General features: G+C 68.3%; 18 protein-coding genes. 8 read left to right on the forward strand and 10 right to left on the reverse strand.

Translation table 11 applies throughout. The features are described 5' to 3' along the window. Positions 1–13: 13 nt before the first annotated feature. From JHW41_RS03985 to JHW41_RS04020, 8 genes are all read right to left on the reverse strand, one after another. Positions 14–1,390 carry a leucyl aminopeptidase family protein gene (locus JHW41_RS03985; protein WP_250449104.1) on the reverse strand — a complete coding sequence of 459 codons (1,377 nt, stop codon included), beginning with the start codon at positions 1,388–1,390 and terminating at the stop codon, positions 14–16. After that, a complete protein-coding gene (locus tag JHW41_RS03990) occupies positions 1,387–2,133 on the reverse strand; it encodes an HAD family hydrolase (protein WP_057950286.1) in 747 nt (248 codons plus the stop codon). The genes JHW41_RS03985 and JHW41_RS03990 overlap by 4 nt, the downstream gene beginning before the upstream one ends. 71 nt (positions 2,134–2,204) lie before the next feature. Next, a complete protein-coding gene (locus JHW41_RS03995) occupies positions 2,205–2,699 on the reverse strand; it encodes an endonuclease V (RefSeq protein WP_250449105.1) in 495 nt (164 codons plus the stop codon). 7 nt (positions 2,700–2,706) lie between these two features. Next, a complete protein-coding gene (locus JHW41_RS04000) occupies positions 2,707–3,828 on the reverse strand; it encodes an AI-2E family transporter (protein ID WP_057949068.1) in 1,122 nt (373 codons plus the stop codon). 489 nt (positions 3,829–4,317) lie between these two features. Next, the gene (locus JHW41_RS04005) at positions 4,318–4,692 is read right to left on the reverse strand and encodes a hypothetical protein (protein WP_057949067.1); all 375 of its coding nucleotides are present in this window, start codon (positions 4,690–4,692) and stop codon (positions 4,318–4,320) included. Continuing rightward, positions 4,689–5,198, reverse strand: a complete 510-nt coding sequence (locus tag JHW41_RS04010) for a phage holin family protein (RefSeq protein WP_231736219.1) — start codon at positions 5,196–5,198, stop codon at positions 4,689–4,691. The genes JHW41_RS04005 and JHW41_RS04010 overlap by 4 nt, the downstream gene beginning before the upstream one ends. Next, positions 5,195–5,557, reverse strand: coding sequence for a hypothetical protein (locus JHW41_RS04015; RefSeq protein WP_057949066.1), 363 nt, complete (start codon positions 5,555–5,557; stop codon positions 5,195–5,197). The genes JHW41_RS04010 and JHW41_RS04015 overlap by 4 nt, the downstream gene beginning before the upstream one ends. 273 nt (positions 5,558–5,830) lie before the next feature. Then, positions 5,831–7,270 (reverse strand): Do family serine endopeptidase, encoded by a 1,440-nt coding sequence (locus JHW41_RS04020; RefSeq protein ID WP_057949065.1) that lies wholly within the window; start codon positions 7,268–7,270, stop codon positions 5,831–5,833. A 42-nt stretch (positions 7,271–7,312) separates the two neighbouring features. Between JHW41_RS04020 and JHW41_RS04025 the strand changes: the two genes are divergently transcribed. The 4 genes from JHW41_RS04025 (at position 7,313) to JHW41_RS04040 (ending at position 12,020) form a co-directional block, all read left to right on the forward strand. Then, a complete protein-coding gene (locus JHW41_RS04025) occupies positions 7,313–7,468 on the forward strand; it encodes a hypothetical protein (RefSeq protein WP_250449106.1) in 156 nt (51 codons plus the stop codon). A gap of 698 nt (positions 7,469–8,166) precedes the next feature. Continuing rightward, positions 8,167–10,320, forward strand: a complete 2,154-nt coding sequence (locus tag JHW41_RS04030) for an adenosylcobalamin-dependent ribonucleoside-diphosphate reductase (RefSeq protein ID WP_250449107.1) — start codon at positions 8,167–8,169, stop codon at positions 10,318–10,320. Positions 10,321–10,585: 265 nt separating this feature from the next. Next, complete coding sequence (locus JHW41_RS04035; RefSeq protein ID WP_250449108.1) at positions 10,586–11,080, forward strand: hypothetical protein; 495 nt, start codon at positions 10,586–10,588, stop codon at positions 11,078–11,080. A 160-nt stretch (positions 11,081–11,240) separates the two neighbouring features. Further along, a complete protein-coding gene (locus tag JHW41_RS04040) occupies positions 11,241–12,020 on the forward strand; it encodes an NrdJb (protein ID WP_250449109.1) in 780 nt (259 codons plus the stop codon). Between the two features lie 342 nt (positions 12,021–12,362). On the opposite strand, the gene JHW41_RS04045 is transcribed toward JHW41_RS04040, so the two are convergent. After that, the gene (locus JHW41_RS04045; RefSeq protein ID WP_428995623.1) at positions 12,363–12,449 is read right to left on the reverse strand and encodes a hypothetical protein; all 87 of its coding nucleotides are present in this window, start codon (positions 12,447–12,449) and stop codon (positions 12,363–12,365) included. Then, positions 12,410–12,595, reverse strand: coding sequence for a helix-turn-helix transcriptional regulator (locus JHW41_RS26335; protein WP_428995624.1), 186 nt, complete (start codon positions 12,593–12,595; stop codon positions 12,410–12,412). Before JHW41_RS26335 ends, JHW41_RS04045 begins: the two co-directional genes overlap by 40 nt. Positions 12,596–12,737: 142 nt before the next feature. Here JHW41_RS26335 and JHW41_RS04055 point away from each other — a divergent pair, with 142 nt between their 5' ends. The 4 genes from JHW41_RS04055 (at position 12,738) to JHW41_RS04070 (ending at position 14,423) form a co-directional block, all read left to right on the forward strand. Beyond that, a complete protein-coding gene (locus JHW41_RS04055) occupies positions 12,738–13,223 on the forward strand; it encodes an amidohydrolase family protein (RefSeq protein WP_284499553.1) in 486 nt (161 codons plus the stop codon). A gap of 36 nt (positions 13,224–13,259) precedes the next feature. Continuing rightward, positions 13,260–13,424, forward strand: a complete 165-nt coding sequence (locus JHW41_RS04060; protein ID WP_250449111.1) for a hypothetical protein — start codon at positions 13,260–13,262, stop codon at positions 13,422–13,424. A 136-nt stretch (positions 13,425–13,560) separates the two neighbouring features. Further along, a complete protein-coding gene (locus JHW41_RS04065) occupies positions 13,561–13,797 on the forward strand; it encodes a hypothetical protein (RefSeq protein WP_250449112.1) in 237 nt (78 codons plus the stop codon). Between the two features lie 260 nt (positions 13,798–14,057). After that, entirely contained in the window at positions 14,058–14,423 is a 366-nt protein-coding gene (locus JHW41_RS04070; RefSeq protein WP_250449113.1) for a hypothetical protein, read from the forward strand. Positions 14,424–14,453: the final 30 nt, after the last annotated feature.

The raw sequence follows: 14,453 nt of genomic DNA on the forward strand, positions 1-14,453 counted from the left end.
CGCGCCGCCGGCCTCAGCCGGCCGCGCGCGCCTTGAGCATGGCGAACACCGCGCGCAGGCCCTGGGCCTCGCCGCCGGCCGGGCGGCCCGGGCGGTCGGCGTCGTTCCAGCTGTACACGTCCAGGTGCGCCCAGGCCAGGTCGGCGGGCACGAAGCGCTCCAGGTACAGCGCCGCGGTCACCGAGCCGGCCATCTTCGACGGGCCGCCGTTGGCGATGTCGGCGATGTGGCTGGTGAGGTAGCGCAGGTACGGGCGCCACAGCGGCATGCGCCAGACCGGGTCGCGCTGGGCGGTGCCGGCGTCGAGCCAGTCCTGCGCCAGCGCGTCCTGGTTGGAATACAGCGCCGGCAAGTCCGGGCCCAGCGCGATCCGCGCCGCGCCGGTGAGGGTGGCGAAGTCGAGCAGCAGCGCCGGCTTGCGCTCGCCGGCATAGGCCAGCGCGTCGCACAGCACCACCCGGCCTTCGGCGTCGGTGTTGTCGATCTCCACGCTGGTGCCCTGGCGGGTGGCGATCACCTCGCCCGGGCGGAACGCGTTGGGGCCGACCGCGTTCTCCACCGCCGGCACCAGCAGGGTGATCCGCAGCGGCAGCTTGCGCGCCATGATCAATTCGGCCAGGGCGATCGCGTGCGCCGCGCCGCCCATGTCCTTCTTCATCCAGCGCATGCCGTCGGCCGGCTTGAGGTCGAGGCCGCCGGTGTCGAAGCACACGCCCTTGCCGACCACGGCCACGTGCGGATGCGCGGCGTCGCCCCAGTCCAGCGCGATCAGCCGCGGCGCGCGGTGCGAGGCGCGGCCGACGGCGTGGATGGCGGGGAAGTTCTGCGCCAGCAGCTCGTCGCCGGCGATCACCTCGATCCTGGCGCCGTGGCGCTCGGCGATCCCGCGCGCGATCTGCTCCAGTTCGTCCGGGCCCATGTGCTCGGTCGGCGTGTTGACCAGGTCGCGCACGCGCACGCTGGCGGCGAGCACCGCGAAGACTTCGTCGTCGAAGCCCTCGGCCAGCAACTGCGCCGGCGCGCGCGGCGGCGCCTTGTAGCGGTCGAAGCGATAGCTGCCCAGGCCCCAGCCCAGGCGCAGCGCGTCGCGCACGCCCGGGCCCAGCCCGGTCGGCGCGCGCCAGCTGCGCGCCGGCAGCGCGAACGGCGCGTGGCCGTAGGAATACGGATCGAGCGGATCGCCGATGCCGATCGCCGCGCCGAGCAGTTCGCCGTCGGGACCGGGCACCAGCACCACGGTGCCCGGCGCGCCGTCGAAGCCCTGGGTCTGCACCCAGGCGGCGGAGGCCGGCGGCAGCGCGTCGCGCCAGGCGGCGAAGTCGACGCGGCCGACCAGGTCCAGCGGCAAGGCGCCGCTGGCGGAAGAGGTGAAGCCCAGGGGTTCGCTCATGCGCAGGTGGTGTCCGTGCGGGACGCGCCGTCGACGACGGCGCGGTCCAGGGAGGTGCGATCCAGCCAGTCGGCCAGCTCGGTGAGGGTGGAGAATTCGAGGTCCGGGCGCGGGTGCTGGCCGGGCCACTGGCGCGCCTCGCGGTTGATCCAGCAGGTGCGCAGGCCGGCGCCGCGGCCGCCGACGACGTCCATCTCGATGTCGTCGCCCACGTGCAGCACCTGCGCCGGCTCGAACTCCAGCCGCGCGCAGGCGGCGTGGAAGATGCTCGCGTCGGGCTTGGCCCGGCCGTGCTCGCGCGCGCCGAGCTGGAAGCGGAACAGCGGCATCAGCCCGATCCGCTTGAGGTCGGCGTTGCCGTTGCTCAACGCCGCCAGCGGCACCCGCGCGGCCAGCCGCGCCAGCGCGGCCTCGCTGTCGGCGTAATGCTCGACTTCGCAGCGCGCGGCGAAGAAGGCGTCGAACGCCGGCTCGGCCAGGGCGAGGTCGTCGCCGGACTCGCGCAGCATGTGCTGCAGGGTCAGGCGGCGCTGGGTGGTGTAGTCGTGGGCCAGGTCCGGGCGCTCGCCGGCGATGCGGTCGCGCAGCGCGCGCACCGCGTCGATCGGATACAGCGCGGCGGTGCGCGGCGCATGCGTGCGCAGCCATTGGTCGAGGACCGCCTCGGCGCGCAGCATCACCGGCGCGATCGGCCAGATGGTGTCGTCGAGGTCCAGGGTGATGGCGCGGACAGGGAAGCTCATGGCGGCCATTTTAGCCTGCCGCGTCCGCGCCGATGGACGACGCGCGTCGCCGTGCGCGGCGATCGCCGCGTTCAGCCGCCGCGCGCCAGCCGGTCGGCCTGCTTGAGTAAGTCCGGCAGCCGGTGCGCGCCGGCCATGCGCGCCACCGCCGCGCGCGCCAGCGCCGGTTCCAGGCCGGCCGCGGTCACGTACAGCGGCCGCGCGCCGCCGCGCAGCACTTCGGCTTCGGCCGGGGTGTCGACGAAACGGGTCTTGGCCACGCCGACCACCGCGACCCGGCGCTGCAGCGACTCCCACAAGTGCGCGCCCAGGCCCGGGCGGCCGGCGCCGTCGAGCCAGGCGTGGCCGTCGACGACGATGCAGTCCGGCGGCGCGTCCAGCTTCGCCAGCAACGCGGCCAGGCACGGCAGTTCGCGGCGGTAGAACGCGCCGGGCTGGTAGTCGGCGACCGCGTCGATGTCGGCGGTCAGCGTCGCCGCCGCGAGCGCGTCGCCCCAGTCGGCGAACAGCACCCCGGCCGCGCGCGCGCGGCCGTCGAAGTAGTGCACGTCGGTGGCGAGGATCACGCGCCGCTCATTCCAGCAGCCGCGCCCAGCCTTCCAGGCCTTCGATGCGCGCCAGCACCAGCTTCACGCACACCAGCAGCGGCACCGCCAGCAGCAGGCCGACGATGCCCCACAGCCAGCCGAAGAACATCAGCGCCAGCATCAGCACCAGCGGCGACAGGCGCATGCGCCGGCCCAGCACCAGCGGCGTGACCACCTGCGATTCGATCGTGTGCAGGCCCAGGTACAGCCCGGCCGGCAACAGCGACGGCCCGAGTTGGTCGAACGCGACCAGGCCCATCACCAGCATCACCGCGACCCCGATCAGCGGGCCGACGAACGGGGCGAAGTTCAGCAGCGCCGCCATCGTGCCCCACAGCAGCGCTTCCTGCAGCGGCGTGCCCAGCGCGTACAGCGCGCCGGCCAGGGCCAGGCCCAGGCCGGTGTTGATCAGGCTGATGGTGAGCACGTAGCGCGAGATCTCGCGCTCGATCGAATGCAGGATGTCGATGGTGAGCTTCTTCTTCTGCTGGCTCGGCAGCAGCGCGATGGCGTTGCGCTGCAGCGACTCGCCGAACACCATGAAGAAGAACGTCAGCAGCACCACCGCCAGCACCTGGGCCAGGCGTTTCGGGGTGGAGGTCAGCGCGCGGTAGGGATCGTCGAGTTCGGTCTTGACCACCTGCACCGGTCTGGCGGTGTTCTCGCCGCCGGCGGCGCGGGCGAAGTTCTGCGCGGCGCGGTTGGCGTCCTGGAACGGCTTGGTCATCTGCCGCAGCTTGGGGCCGACCTGCTTGAGTTCCTTGGGCACTTGGCGCACCCATTCGCCGGCCGGTTCGGCCAGCTGCAGGGTCAGCGCGCCGGCGACGGCGAGGCCGCCGACCATCACGATCAGCGCGCCCAGCAGCCGCGGCAGGCGCAGCTTGCCGAGCAGGCGCAGGATCGGATTGCCGACCAGGGCGAAGAACGCGGCCAGCAGGATCGGCAGCAGCAGTTCCTGCGCCGCCCACAAGGTGTAGCCGAGTGCGAGAGTGGCCAGGACCAACAGCGAGACGGGGCCGCGCGGGCGCGGCGGTGTCGCCGCGGGTTCGCTGGCGGGCGGCGGGACGGCGGTGGTCGGCGGGTTGGGAGCGGAGTCGGACGGGGTCAAGGCGGCAGCGTGCGGTGAGCCGGCGCAAACTGTGCGCTCTTGCGTGTGTAGGCGCCAGCGGGATTTCGGGGGGGGGGCGCGTGGTGTCGGGCTTGCCGGGGCTTACGCGGGGCCTCGGGCCTGCCGGAGTCCCTCCCGGGCCAAGGCCTGCGGCAAAGGCCCGGGAGGGACTCCGGCAGGCCCGAGGCTGCGGCTTTCGTTGGGGCGAGAGGTGTCGGACGCATGGGGCGTGCGCGTTGATGCAACCGTGCGGCCCGCAAACAAGCGGAACCTCAATAGCGGTGGAGGACCTTGGCCCGGGGAAGCTCCCCGCAGGCGTTTGCCGCAGGCCCTAGCCGGCGGGGAGCTTCCCCGGGCCAAGGTCCGGAAGCCCGAAGTCTCGCCCCCAGCCTAAGAGGCCGATACACGAAAAATCCTGCGTTGCCCCCGGACGACGTCCAAAGCCCCCACCTAATTCGCGACCACGCCCCGACGTATCCGCTCACCGAATCAAGCCGCGCTGCGCTCCGCAGCCGCCTGCGCGCCATCGGCCGCCTGATCCGCCGCGCGCGCCGCCCGCCCCGCCTGACCGGCGGCCTGACCCGCCTGATCGGCCGCTTCCTGCGCGCCTGCGCCGGCGAACAGCCCCGACAACAGGCTCACGATCTGCATCAGATTGCCGCTCTTGACCGCGATCTTGACCGGCTCGGCGCGGCCCATGAAGAAGCCCGACACCAAGCCGGCGATCACGATCCGACCCGGCGTCCACGCCTCGCGCCAAGAACGCTGCAGCACCTGCTTGCGTTCCTGCACTTGCTCATAGCGGCCTTCGAGCAGCCGCTCGCGCTTGTCCACGCGCCGCTGCAGACGATCGAACCGGCTCATCGCGCCTCCTGCCGACGCGCGCCGGTGCCCCGGTCGTCGTCATCGTCGTCGTCGTGGCCCAGCCCCATCCGCCGCAACTGCCGCCGCGTCGCCGAGAGCCGGGTGTGTTCGAAATAACGCAGTGCCTGCCAGCCGCCGATCGCGGTGACCACCAGGCTCAGGCCGGCCGCGGCCGACATCGAGGCCAGCCACGACCAACCCAACGCGCCCTGCAGCAGCGCGATCAGCGCCGCCATCAGCAACAACCAGGTGGACGCGCCGAACACGATCGCCACCGCCACCCACATCAGCGCCCGTCCCAGCGCGCTGCGGGCCAGGGCGAGATCGGCGATCAGCAGGCCGCGCAGCGCGCGGCCGGTGTCGAGCGCGGCGGACAGGCCCTCGCGGCCCGCCTCGCCGATCTCGCGCACCGCCTCGTCGATCGGCAGCGGCCCCTGCCGGGGCTCGCCGCCATCGGGACCCGCGGCGCGCGCCTGCTCGCCGTGGGGCGCGTCGCCTGCGCTCACTTGTCGCCGCTGCGGGCGAGCTTGGCGATGATGAAGCCGGCGGCGAAGGCCACGCCGAACGACGCCAGCGGACGCTCGCGCACCAGCTCGGCGGCGCTTTCGATCAGGTCGCGGCCCTTGTCCATCAGCGCATCGACCTGCTCGCGCGCGGCGCCGCCGGCGTGCTCGGCCGCGGCGATGCCGGCCAGCGCGCTGTCGGCGAGATCGGACTTGACGTTGGCCTTGCCGAGCTTGAGCTCTTCGCCGGCCACGCCGGCCGCGCTGCGGATGGCGTCGCCGGCATCGACGGCGGCCTGCTTGAGGTGGCCGCCGGCCTGGCCGAGGTTGCTCTTGACGTTGTCGGTCGAGGTGGGGGTCATGGTGTTTCCTCCGTGTTGCTCCGTAGTGCTGCGGGAATGAACCGCGGAACGGGTCCCGGGTTCGGCGGGCCGTGACGAGACCGGGCGATGTGGCTGCCCTCGACGGCGATGAACGGGTGACGCGCGCTGCGGCCGACGGGCGGTCGCGTGCGCTGGATCTGCATGTCTGCCACGAACCAGGCGCGCTTGCCTGGAATGGATGGGCGGGCTTGCGGGTCGATCTTAGCGGGCCGATGTTAACGGCCCGCGTGCAAGGTCACGAGGACCGCGGCCCTAGCGGATGGCTAGGTTGCCGACGCCGTTGCCGCGCTGCACGCGCAGGATCAACTGTGCCGGAGCGCGCGTGAAGCTCGCGCGGAAACCCGGAAGATCGTCGAAGTTGCCGCTGCTGGCCGCAAGAACGATGTCGTCCTTGCGCAAATCGTTGGCCGCCGCGCGGCTGCCGCGGGTCACGCTTTCGACCACCACGCCCGACAATCCGGATTGGCGCAGGCGCTCGGGCAGCTCGCCGAAGGTGGCGCCGGCCAGGCGCGGATCGAGATCGGCGCCGGGCATCGAGCGCGGCTGTTCGCGCAGGCTCGCGTCGAGCTGCAGCGCCTGGCCGTCGCGGCGCACTTCCAGCGCGATCTTGCTGCCGATCGACTGCAAGCCCTCGAAGTTGCGCAGCGCGTCGCGGCCGTCGACCCGCTGGCCGTTGGCCGAGAGGATCACGTCGCCCGGGCGCAGCCCCGCCGCCGCCGCCGCGCTGCCGGCGAACACGCGCGAGACCAGCGCGCCGCGCGGTTCGGCCAGCTTGAGCGCGGCCGCCAGTTGCGGAGTCACGTCCTGCGATTCCAGCCCCAGGGTGCCGCGGCGCACGACGCCGTTGTTGGCGATCAACTGGTCCTTGATGTTGCGCGCCAGGTTGACCGGGATCGCGAAGCCCAGGCCGATGTTGCCGGCCATGCTGCCCTGCGGGTTGAAGCTGGCGGTGTTGATGCCGACCAGCTCGCCGTTGAGATTGACCAGCGCGCCGCCGGAATTGCCCGGGTTGATCGAGGCGTCGGTCTGGATGAAGTTCTGGTAGCCCAGCCCGCGCAGGCCGCTACGGCCGACCGCCGAGACGATGCCGGAGGTGACCGTCTGGCCGATCCCGAACGGGTTGCCGACCGCGACCACGAAGTCGCCGACCCGCAGCCCGTCGGAATCGGCCAGCGAGATCGCGCTGAGGTTCTGCGCCGGGATCCGCATCAGCGCGACGTCGGTGTCCGGGTCCGAGCCCAGGAACTCGGCCTTGACCGTGCGCCCGTCGGCGAGCGTCACCGAGACCTCGTCGGCGCCCTCGATCACATGATGGTTGGTCAGCACGTAGCCGTTCTTGGCGTCGACGATCACGCCCGAGCCCAGCGACTCGTTGATCCGCTCCTGCGGGATGTTGGGGAACATGCGGCGGAAGATCGGATCGTTGGCGAACGGGTTGCGGATGCGCACCGTCTGCTTGGTGTGCACGCTGACCACGGCCGGGGTCACCCGCTGCAGCATCGGCGCCAGCGACGGCAGCGCCTGGCCGGCGACCGAGGCCGGCAGCGCGGCCGCGGCCGGCACGGTGATCGAGGGAATCGGCGGCGGCGCGGCCTGCGCCGGCGCTTGCAGGCCTTCGCGCACGGCGGTGGCGGCGAAGCCGCCGAACGCGGCGGCCAGGGCGAGGGTCAACAGGGTCGGCAAGGGACGCATCGTGTCGCGGTTCCGGAAGTGCGTGGAAGAAAGGGCGGTGCGGTGACGAAGACCGATCTCAGCAATCGTGTTTCAGCAATCGTGGCGGCGGCGCCCGGCTTCAAGCGCGCCGTGCCGGGCTTGGACCGCGCCGGCCGCGCCGTGTTCCGCACGGCGGCGACCACCCCGCTGCGCCGCAGTGTTGGAGAGCGGCAATAAATAACCGATGAAGTGGGCCTTGTGGCGATGCGCGAAGCCGATCCGTGCCGAGGCGCACCGGCGGAGTGCCGCGGCGTTATAGACCAGCTGCCCCGGAGCTGCGATTCGGGTCGCGGCGATGACAGCCGAAGCGTGATAGTCATCAACAAGCCGTTGACTTCCGCAGACGCCGGGCGTAGCGTGACTCCCCTGCGAGGCCACAACATGTAGTGGTCGGCCCCGCAGAGGGAGCCCAAGCGTAGGGGTTCGGCTTGGGAAAGTCTTCACGTCTCCTTGAGGCAGGACATGCTCATGACGAGAGCGGACGCGAACCTCGCAACGACACTAATGGCCGCACGCGGCGCGTAAGCCAACGCGCCGTGGGCTTCGTCGTCGGCGGGGGGCTGACGACGGGCCACGAACGACCCCGCCCGGGCTCCTGCCGCCCGAGCGGATGCGACAACCCGCGACGACTCCTACACACGTGAATCGATACACAACACGTCAGTGAGGAGCTACGTCCCGGGACACAAAAAGAACGTCCCGATTACCGGTTCGACCTGCTTCACCGATCCAGCGTCAACGACGTAGCGAGCGCAACACCGTGCCCTTGACCCGGCACGCCGCAACACGACGATCCCCGGTTACCTCGTACAAAGAAACCACCGGCGGCGGGCGCAACCCAACGGCCCGCCGCCATTGAAGGAGACGAAACAGGCATGAGCACCGTGCGCCTCGAGGCGGTCAAGAACCCGGCGGCAGAGCAGGAAATCGCGCTGCAGCCCGCGTCCCAGGACATCTGGGACAAGAAGTACCGGCTCAAGACCAAGTCGGGCGAGGCGGTCGATGCCGATATCGACGGCACCTACCAGCGCGTGGCGCGGGCCCTGGCCGACGCCGAGCCCAACGCCGAGAAGCAGCAGTACTGGTACGAGCGCTTCGTCTGGGCGCTGCGCCGCGGCGCGATTCCCGCCGGCCGCATCACCTCCAACGCCGGCGCGCTGGAGCACAAGCCGGCCACCTCGACGATCAACTGCACGGTCTCGGGCACCATCGAAGATTCGATGGACGGGATCCTGGACAAGGTCCACGAAGCGGGCCTGACCCTCAAGGCCGGCTGCGGCATCGGCTACGAATTCTCGACCCTGCGGCCGCGCGGCGCCTTCGTCGCCGGCGCCGGCGCCTACACCTCGGGTCCGATGTCCTTCATGGACATCTACGACAAGATGTGCTTCACCGTGTCCTCCGCCGGCGGCCGCCGCGGCGCGCAGATGGGCACGTTCGACGTCAGCCACCCCGACGTGAAGGACTTCATCCGCGCCAAGCGCGAAGACGGCCGCCTGCGCCAGTTCAACCTGTCGCTGCTGATCACCGACGGCTTCATGGAAGCGGTCGACAGCGACGCCGACTGGCCGCTGGTGTTCCCGGTCAATATCAAGGAGCGCGGCGACCTCGACCTGGACGACGCCAACGTCGTGGTCTGGCGCGACTGGCCGACCCACCGCAACTACATCGTCCGCGACGACGGCCTGGTGGCGTGCAAGATCTACGGCCACATCCGCGCGCGGCACCTGTGGGACATGATCATGGTCTCGACGTACGACTACGCCGAGCCGGGCTTCATCCTGATCGACCGCGTCAACGAGATGAACAACAACTGGTGGTGCGAGACCATCCGCGCCACCAACCCCTGCGGCGAGCAGCCGTTGCCGCCGTACGGCGCCTGCCTGCTGGGGTCGGTCAACCTGACCAAGTTCGTGCGCAACGCCTTCACCGACCGGGCCGAGTTCGACTGGGAGGAATACAAGGAAGTCGTGCGCGTGTTCACCCGCATGCTCGACAACGTGGTCGAGGTCAACGGCCTGCCGCTGGAGCAGCAGCGCAACGAGATCATGCGCAAGCGCCGCCACGGCATGGGCTTCCTCGGCCTGGGCAGCACGGTCACGATGCTGAAGATGAAGTACGGCTCGGCCGAGTCGTGCGAGTTCACCGAGCGCATCGCCCGCGAAATGGCCGTGGCCGGCTGGGAGATGGGCCTGGCGCTGGCGAAGGAGAAGGGTCCCGCGCCGATCATGGACGAGATCTTCGCCGTCACCGCCGAGATGCTGCGCAAGCGTCCGGAGATGAAGCGCGACGGCTGGCAGGTCGGCCAGGACATCCCGGGCAAGGTGCTGCACGCCAAGTATTCGCGCTACATGCAGCGCGTGGCCGAGGCGGCGCCGGAGCTGGTCGACGAACTCGCCGACGTCGGCTCGCGCTTCACCCACCACAGCTCGATCGCGCCGACCGGCACCATCTCGCTGTCGCTGGCCAACAACGCCTCCAACGGCATCGAGCCGTCGTTCGCCCACCACTACAGCCGCAACGTGATCCGCGAAGGCAAGAAGTCGAAGGAAAAGGTCGACGTCTATTCCTTCGAGCTGCTGGCCTACCGCGAGCTGATCAACCCCAAGGCGATGCCGTTCAGCGACGAGCCCGAGGCCAAGCTGCCGGACTACTTCATCGCCGCCGACGACATCTCGCCGAAGGAGCATGTCGACGTCCAGGCCGCCGCGCAGAAGTGGGTGGACTCCTCGATCTCCAAGACCGCGAACGTGCCCACGGACTACCCGTACGAGCAGTTCAAGGACATCTACCGCTACGCCCACCAGCAGGGTCTGAAGGGCTGCACCACCTTCCGCTTCAACCCGGCCGCCTTCCAGGGCGTGCTGGTCAAGGAAGCGGACCTGGAGAACACCACCTACCGCTTCGAGCTCGAAGACGGCAGCGTGCTGGAGGTCAAGGGCAACGAGCAGATCGAGTACGACGGCGAGATGCACACCGCCGCGAACCTGTTCGACGCCCTGAAGGAAGGCTATTACGGCAAGTTCTGACGGCGCGCCCGCCGCGCGCGGCCGGCCCGGGGCCGGCCTGCGCGAGGCGGGCATTCGCGTTCAGGCGGCGGCGCGCGAAACCGCGGCCCGCGGCGGGAAATCCGGACGCGGACCACGGTCCGCCGCCGCGCCGGCGCCGTCGGTCGAAAGCGGCGCGCGCCCTCTGTTTTTCTCGCGCGCCGCGGGTATAGCATCACTCCGGCAACACCCCGATTGCTGCACCTGACCATGCGTACGCCAAGACAAGCCCACCAGGAGGGCACCAATGAGCAACGGTAACGGAGTGACCGCGACCCTGACCCAGGCGGCGGAGAACGTGAAGGAAACCGCGAGCAACCTCGGCAGCGCCATCGCCACGCGCGCCGAGGAAGCGGTGGCTTCGGTCAAGCAGACCGCCACCCGCGCCCGCAAGGCCGCCAAGAAGGCCGTCGGCACCGCCAAGAAGAAACTGGCCAAGGCCAGCGCCGAGGCCAAGAAGGAAGTGAGCGCGCTCAAGGCCAAGGCCACCGGCAAGAAGGCCGCGGCCAAGAAGACCGCGAAGAAGGCGGGCAAGAAGGTCGCGACCAAGAAGGCCGCCGCCAAGAAGGCGGTGAAGAAGGCGGTCAAGAAGGTCGCGGCCAAGAGCCCGGCCAAGAAGGCCGCGAAGAAGGCGGTCGCCAAGAAGGCCCCGGCCAAGAAAGCGGTGAAGAAGGCCGCCGCCAAGAAGGCCGCGAAGAAGGCCCCGACGAAGAAAGCCGCCAAGAAGGCCGCCAAGCGTTGAGCCGGCGCCTGGCCGGGCGCGCCTTCGCCGAGCGCGACCCCGCCGGGCCGGCCTGAGTCCCTCTCCCGTCGCACGGCGGGAGAGGGCAGGGCGCTTTCCCGCCCGGCAACGAAGTTCCCCCAATCAGCACCAGCAGCGCAGCAACGCAGGAGTCGGGCCGATGGCCGTCAAGATCGAAAAGAAAATCAAGGGCTACAGCGTGGTCACGCCGGAAGACAAGGCCAAGGAAGCGGCGAAAGCGGCCGCGGCCAGCGTCGCATCCGTGAAGGCGGAAGAACTGCCGACCGCCGACGTGATCCAGATGCACGAACGCATCGAGCGCCCCGAGATCCTGATCGGCTCGACCTACAAGATCAAATCGCCGCTGTTCGAGCACGCGCTGTACGTGACCATCAACGACATCGTGCTCAACGCCGGCACCGAACACGAATCGCGGCGTCCGTTCGAGATCTTCATCAACTCCAAGAACATGGACCACTTCCAGTGGATCGTGGCGCTCACGCGCATCATGTCGGCGGTGTTCCGCAAGGGCGGCGACGTGACCTTCCTGGTCGACGAGATGAAGGCCGTGTTCGACCCGCGCGGCGGCTACTTCAAGGCCGGCGGCGTGTACATGCCCTCGCTGGTGGCCGAGCTCGGCGCGATCGTCGAAGACCACCTCAAGTCGATCGGCATGATCCACGACCCGGAAATGAGCGACTCCCACCGCGAACTGATCGCCGAGAAGCGTCGCGCGTACGAAGAGCGCTCAAAAAAAAACGCTGACGCCGGCGCCTCGATCACCGTAGTCGCCCCGCGCAACGAAGACGTGACCGTCACCGGCGACGGCGCCAGCTTCCCGCCCAGCGCGACCATGTGCCATAAGTGCAGCACCAAGGCGGTGGTGATCATGGACGGCTGCGCGACGTGTTTGAATTGCGGGTATTCGAAGTGCGGGTGAGGCGGGGCGGTTGATCGGCTTGGCTTGGCCCTTGTGGGGGAACCCATAAGCTGCAATCTGGGCACCCATAAGTTGCTACTTGATTAACCCAAAAAGTGCTACTGGGAGAGCGTCGTCCACTGAGAAGTGATGGGCGTTCAGTCCTGGGGACAAAGGCAACAAAGAAGGGCTCTTCGGAGCCCTTTTTCTTTGCCTTGACGTCTTGATTTTATGAGCGGATAGGGATGCCCTGAGCCTTCTCTGCGGGAGCGCCCTGGCTGGCACGGCATTGGACTGCGCTGCGTCGCTGATCTCAGGCGTGCATGTAAAGCAGGTAGCGCAAGGGGGCCGATGCTTGATGTGTCAAGTCGTGCACTCCGCATCTTTCAGAATTTCCCACAACGAGACGTTCAACCCCTTGCAGATCTTCTCAAGGGTATCCAACTGCATGTTTTTTTGCCTCGTTCGATGGCGCTGTAATAGGTCCGGTGCATGCTTATTGAGTCGGCGTATGCCTCCTGACTGAATCCTGCGGCCTCGCGTCTATGCCCAAATGAGCGCGCATGAGAGAGAGGGGTTCGATTGGGCGGTGCGATAAGTGCGTTCGCGGAACAAGCTGTGACTTTGTGCTATTTCGAGTGCGGCGCTCGGCGCAACCATGTGCCCGACTATGTGGTGCTTGCTAAGGGCCAACTACATCTGGTCGAGGTCAAGTTCAAACACGATGTTGACGCAGATGTGCAATCGCGTACGGCTCGCCTCAGATCGCTGTTGAGACGAGCTGCGAGTCAGCACATGGACGACGTGCTCAGCGATGAGGACATTGTCGCAGGCGTCACGATTGTCCCTGCCACCATGGTGGGATGGGATCCCTACTTGGGGAGCATCGAGGCGGGGAAGTGGGCTGACTTGCTTGTCCTGGAAGGCGCGGGCGATGAGCCGTATGCGCGTCTGCTGGAGGCCAAAGAGACAGCTATCCGAGCCGTGGTTATCGATGGTCGGGTACGTTTGGCTGAGGTCGATGGGCTGGTCACCTACAGCCCGCTGTCGGCGGAGCAGATCAGTATCGGTGGCAAGCCGTACGTGATTGACCTGGCAGAGGCAGGGCCAAGCGGCGCTGGCGGGATGACACTGGCTGATGCCATTGAGCACATCCGGTTTGGATTGTCGAAGCTGCCCGAGTTCGAAAAAGCAGGGAAGAAGGAACTTTTCCTGGCAGGTTAACTCGGCGGTGCGGCCGACTGGGTCATCGAAGATGAAATGAACGCTCAACCCCTGAGCATGATGTTGATGACGGATGAGCAATTTCCGGCAAGGCCCATGACCCTGGAGCCGATGACGGCGGTCGACGATCCGGCCTTCGGCAAAGCGATGCGCGAAAGTAAGAACCTGCCTGACTATGCCAAGAAGGCATTCGAGTCTTAACCGAGAAGGGCCCTCGGGGCCGAAAAGGTCGGTGCGTCGGCCAAGATGGCCATGTTGCGTTGTTGAACATGATTCATCAGATAAATCTGGACGTACTGACCTTTCCGTCGTTCCAACACGCTAGATGGACCAGGGTATGCGCTCCTTCATCAAAACCTATCCGATGCAGGAAGCGGAACTGATTGCGATCGAGCGTGAGGCTCATACCGGAGCCATAGAGGGCGATGGCGGCAGTGGTTTGGTCGTAGGTGCCGCGGACCTGGACGCAATCGAACGGATGGCCCAAGCGGGCATCGTGGTTCAGACGCTTGGGTCGGCAGCGCAGGACGGTTTCGAGGAGCGCGTGGGGGGAGGCTCAATCCGTGACCAATGACCCGCGCGCCTTGCCAAGGCTGCGTGCCCTGTTCGGTCGCTCGACGGCGTTCAGGCGGACTGTCATAGACGTCCTGTCTGTTGGTGGCGTGCCAACATACTGGCTAGCCGATGTACTCGCCGGGATAGCGGATAGGGCCACCGAGCAACTCGCACAGAGGGGTGTGGAGATTGTTGAGCGTGATCGGACGGGTGCCTTTGTCATTCGGGTCACCGGCAGCTCCGCGTTATTGGCGGCCCTTCGACGCCCCGAACGGAGCGATGCAAGAGGTACTCGCCGCGCAAGCGCAGGTTCTCCTCAAACTCGATGCTGGACCATGTCGTCACATGCTCGATGCCGAGCGCCGCAGCGGCGTCGGCGATCCGTGTTCGGCTAGCGTCGGAGACGGCGCCGCGGCAGACGAACTTGAAGGTATCCGGTCTGCCTCCGGCAATTGCGACAGCCTTTTCCATATCGGCGCGGGCCTTCGCCAACGTCAGCGTGTCGCGGTTTGCGCACTGGATAATTGTCTTGCGCGCAGGCAGGTCGTCGAACTCCTCGACCCCGGAGATGTCTCGTCCCTGGCCGCTGCCCGACTAGCCATGCCAGATCAGTTCCCGCCAGCCCGCGATGTCTTCCGTCTTTGATGCCCAGCCATAGCCCTGGATAGAGGCCAG

The organism is Lysobacter enzymogenes, assembly GCF_023617245.1.
Classification (GTDB): Bacteria; Pseudomonadota; Gammaproteobacteria; order Xanthomonadales; family Xanthomonadaceae; genus Lysobacter; species Lysobacter yananisis.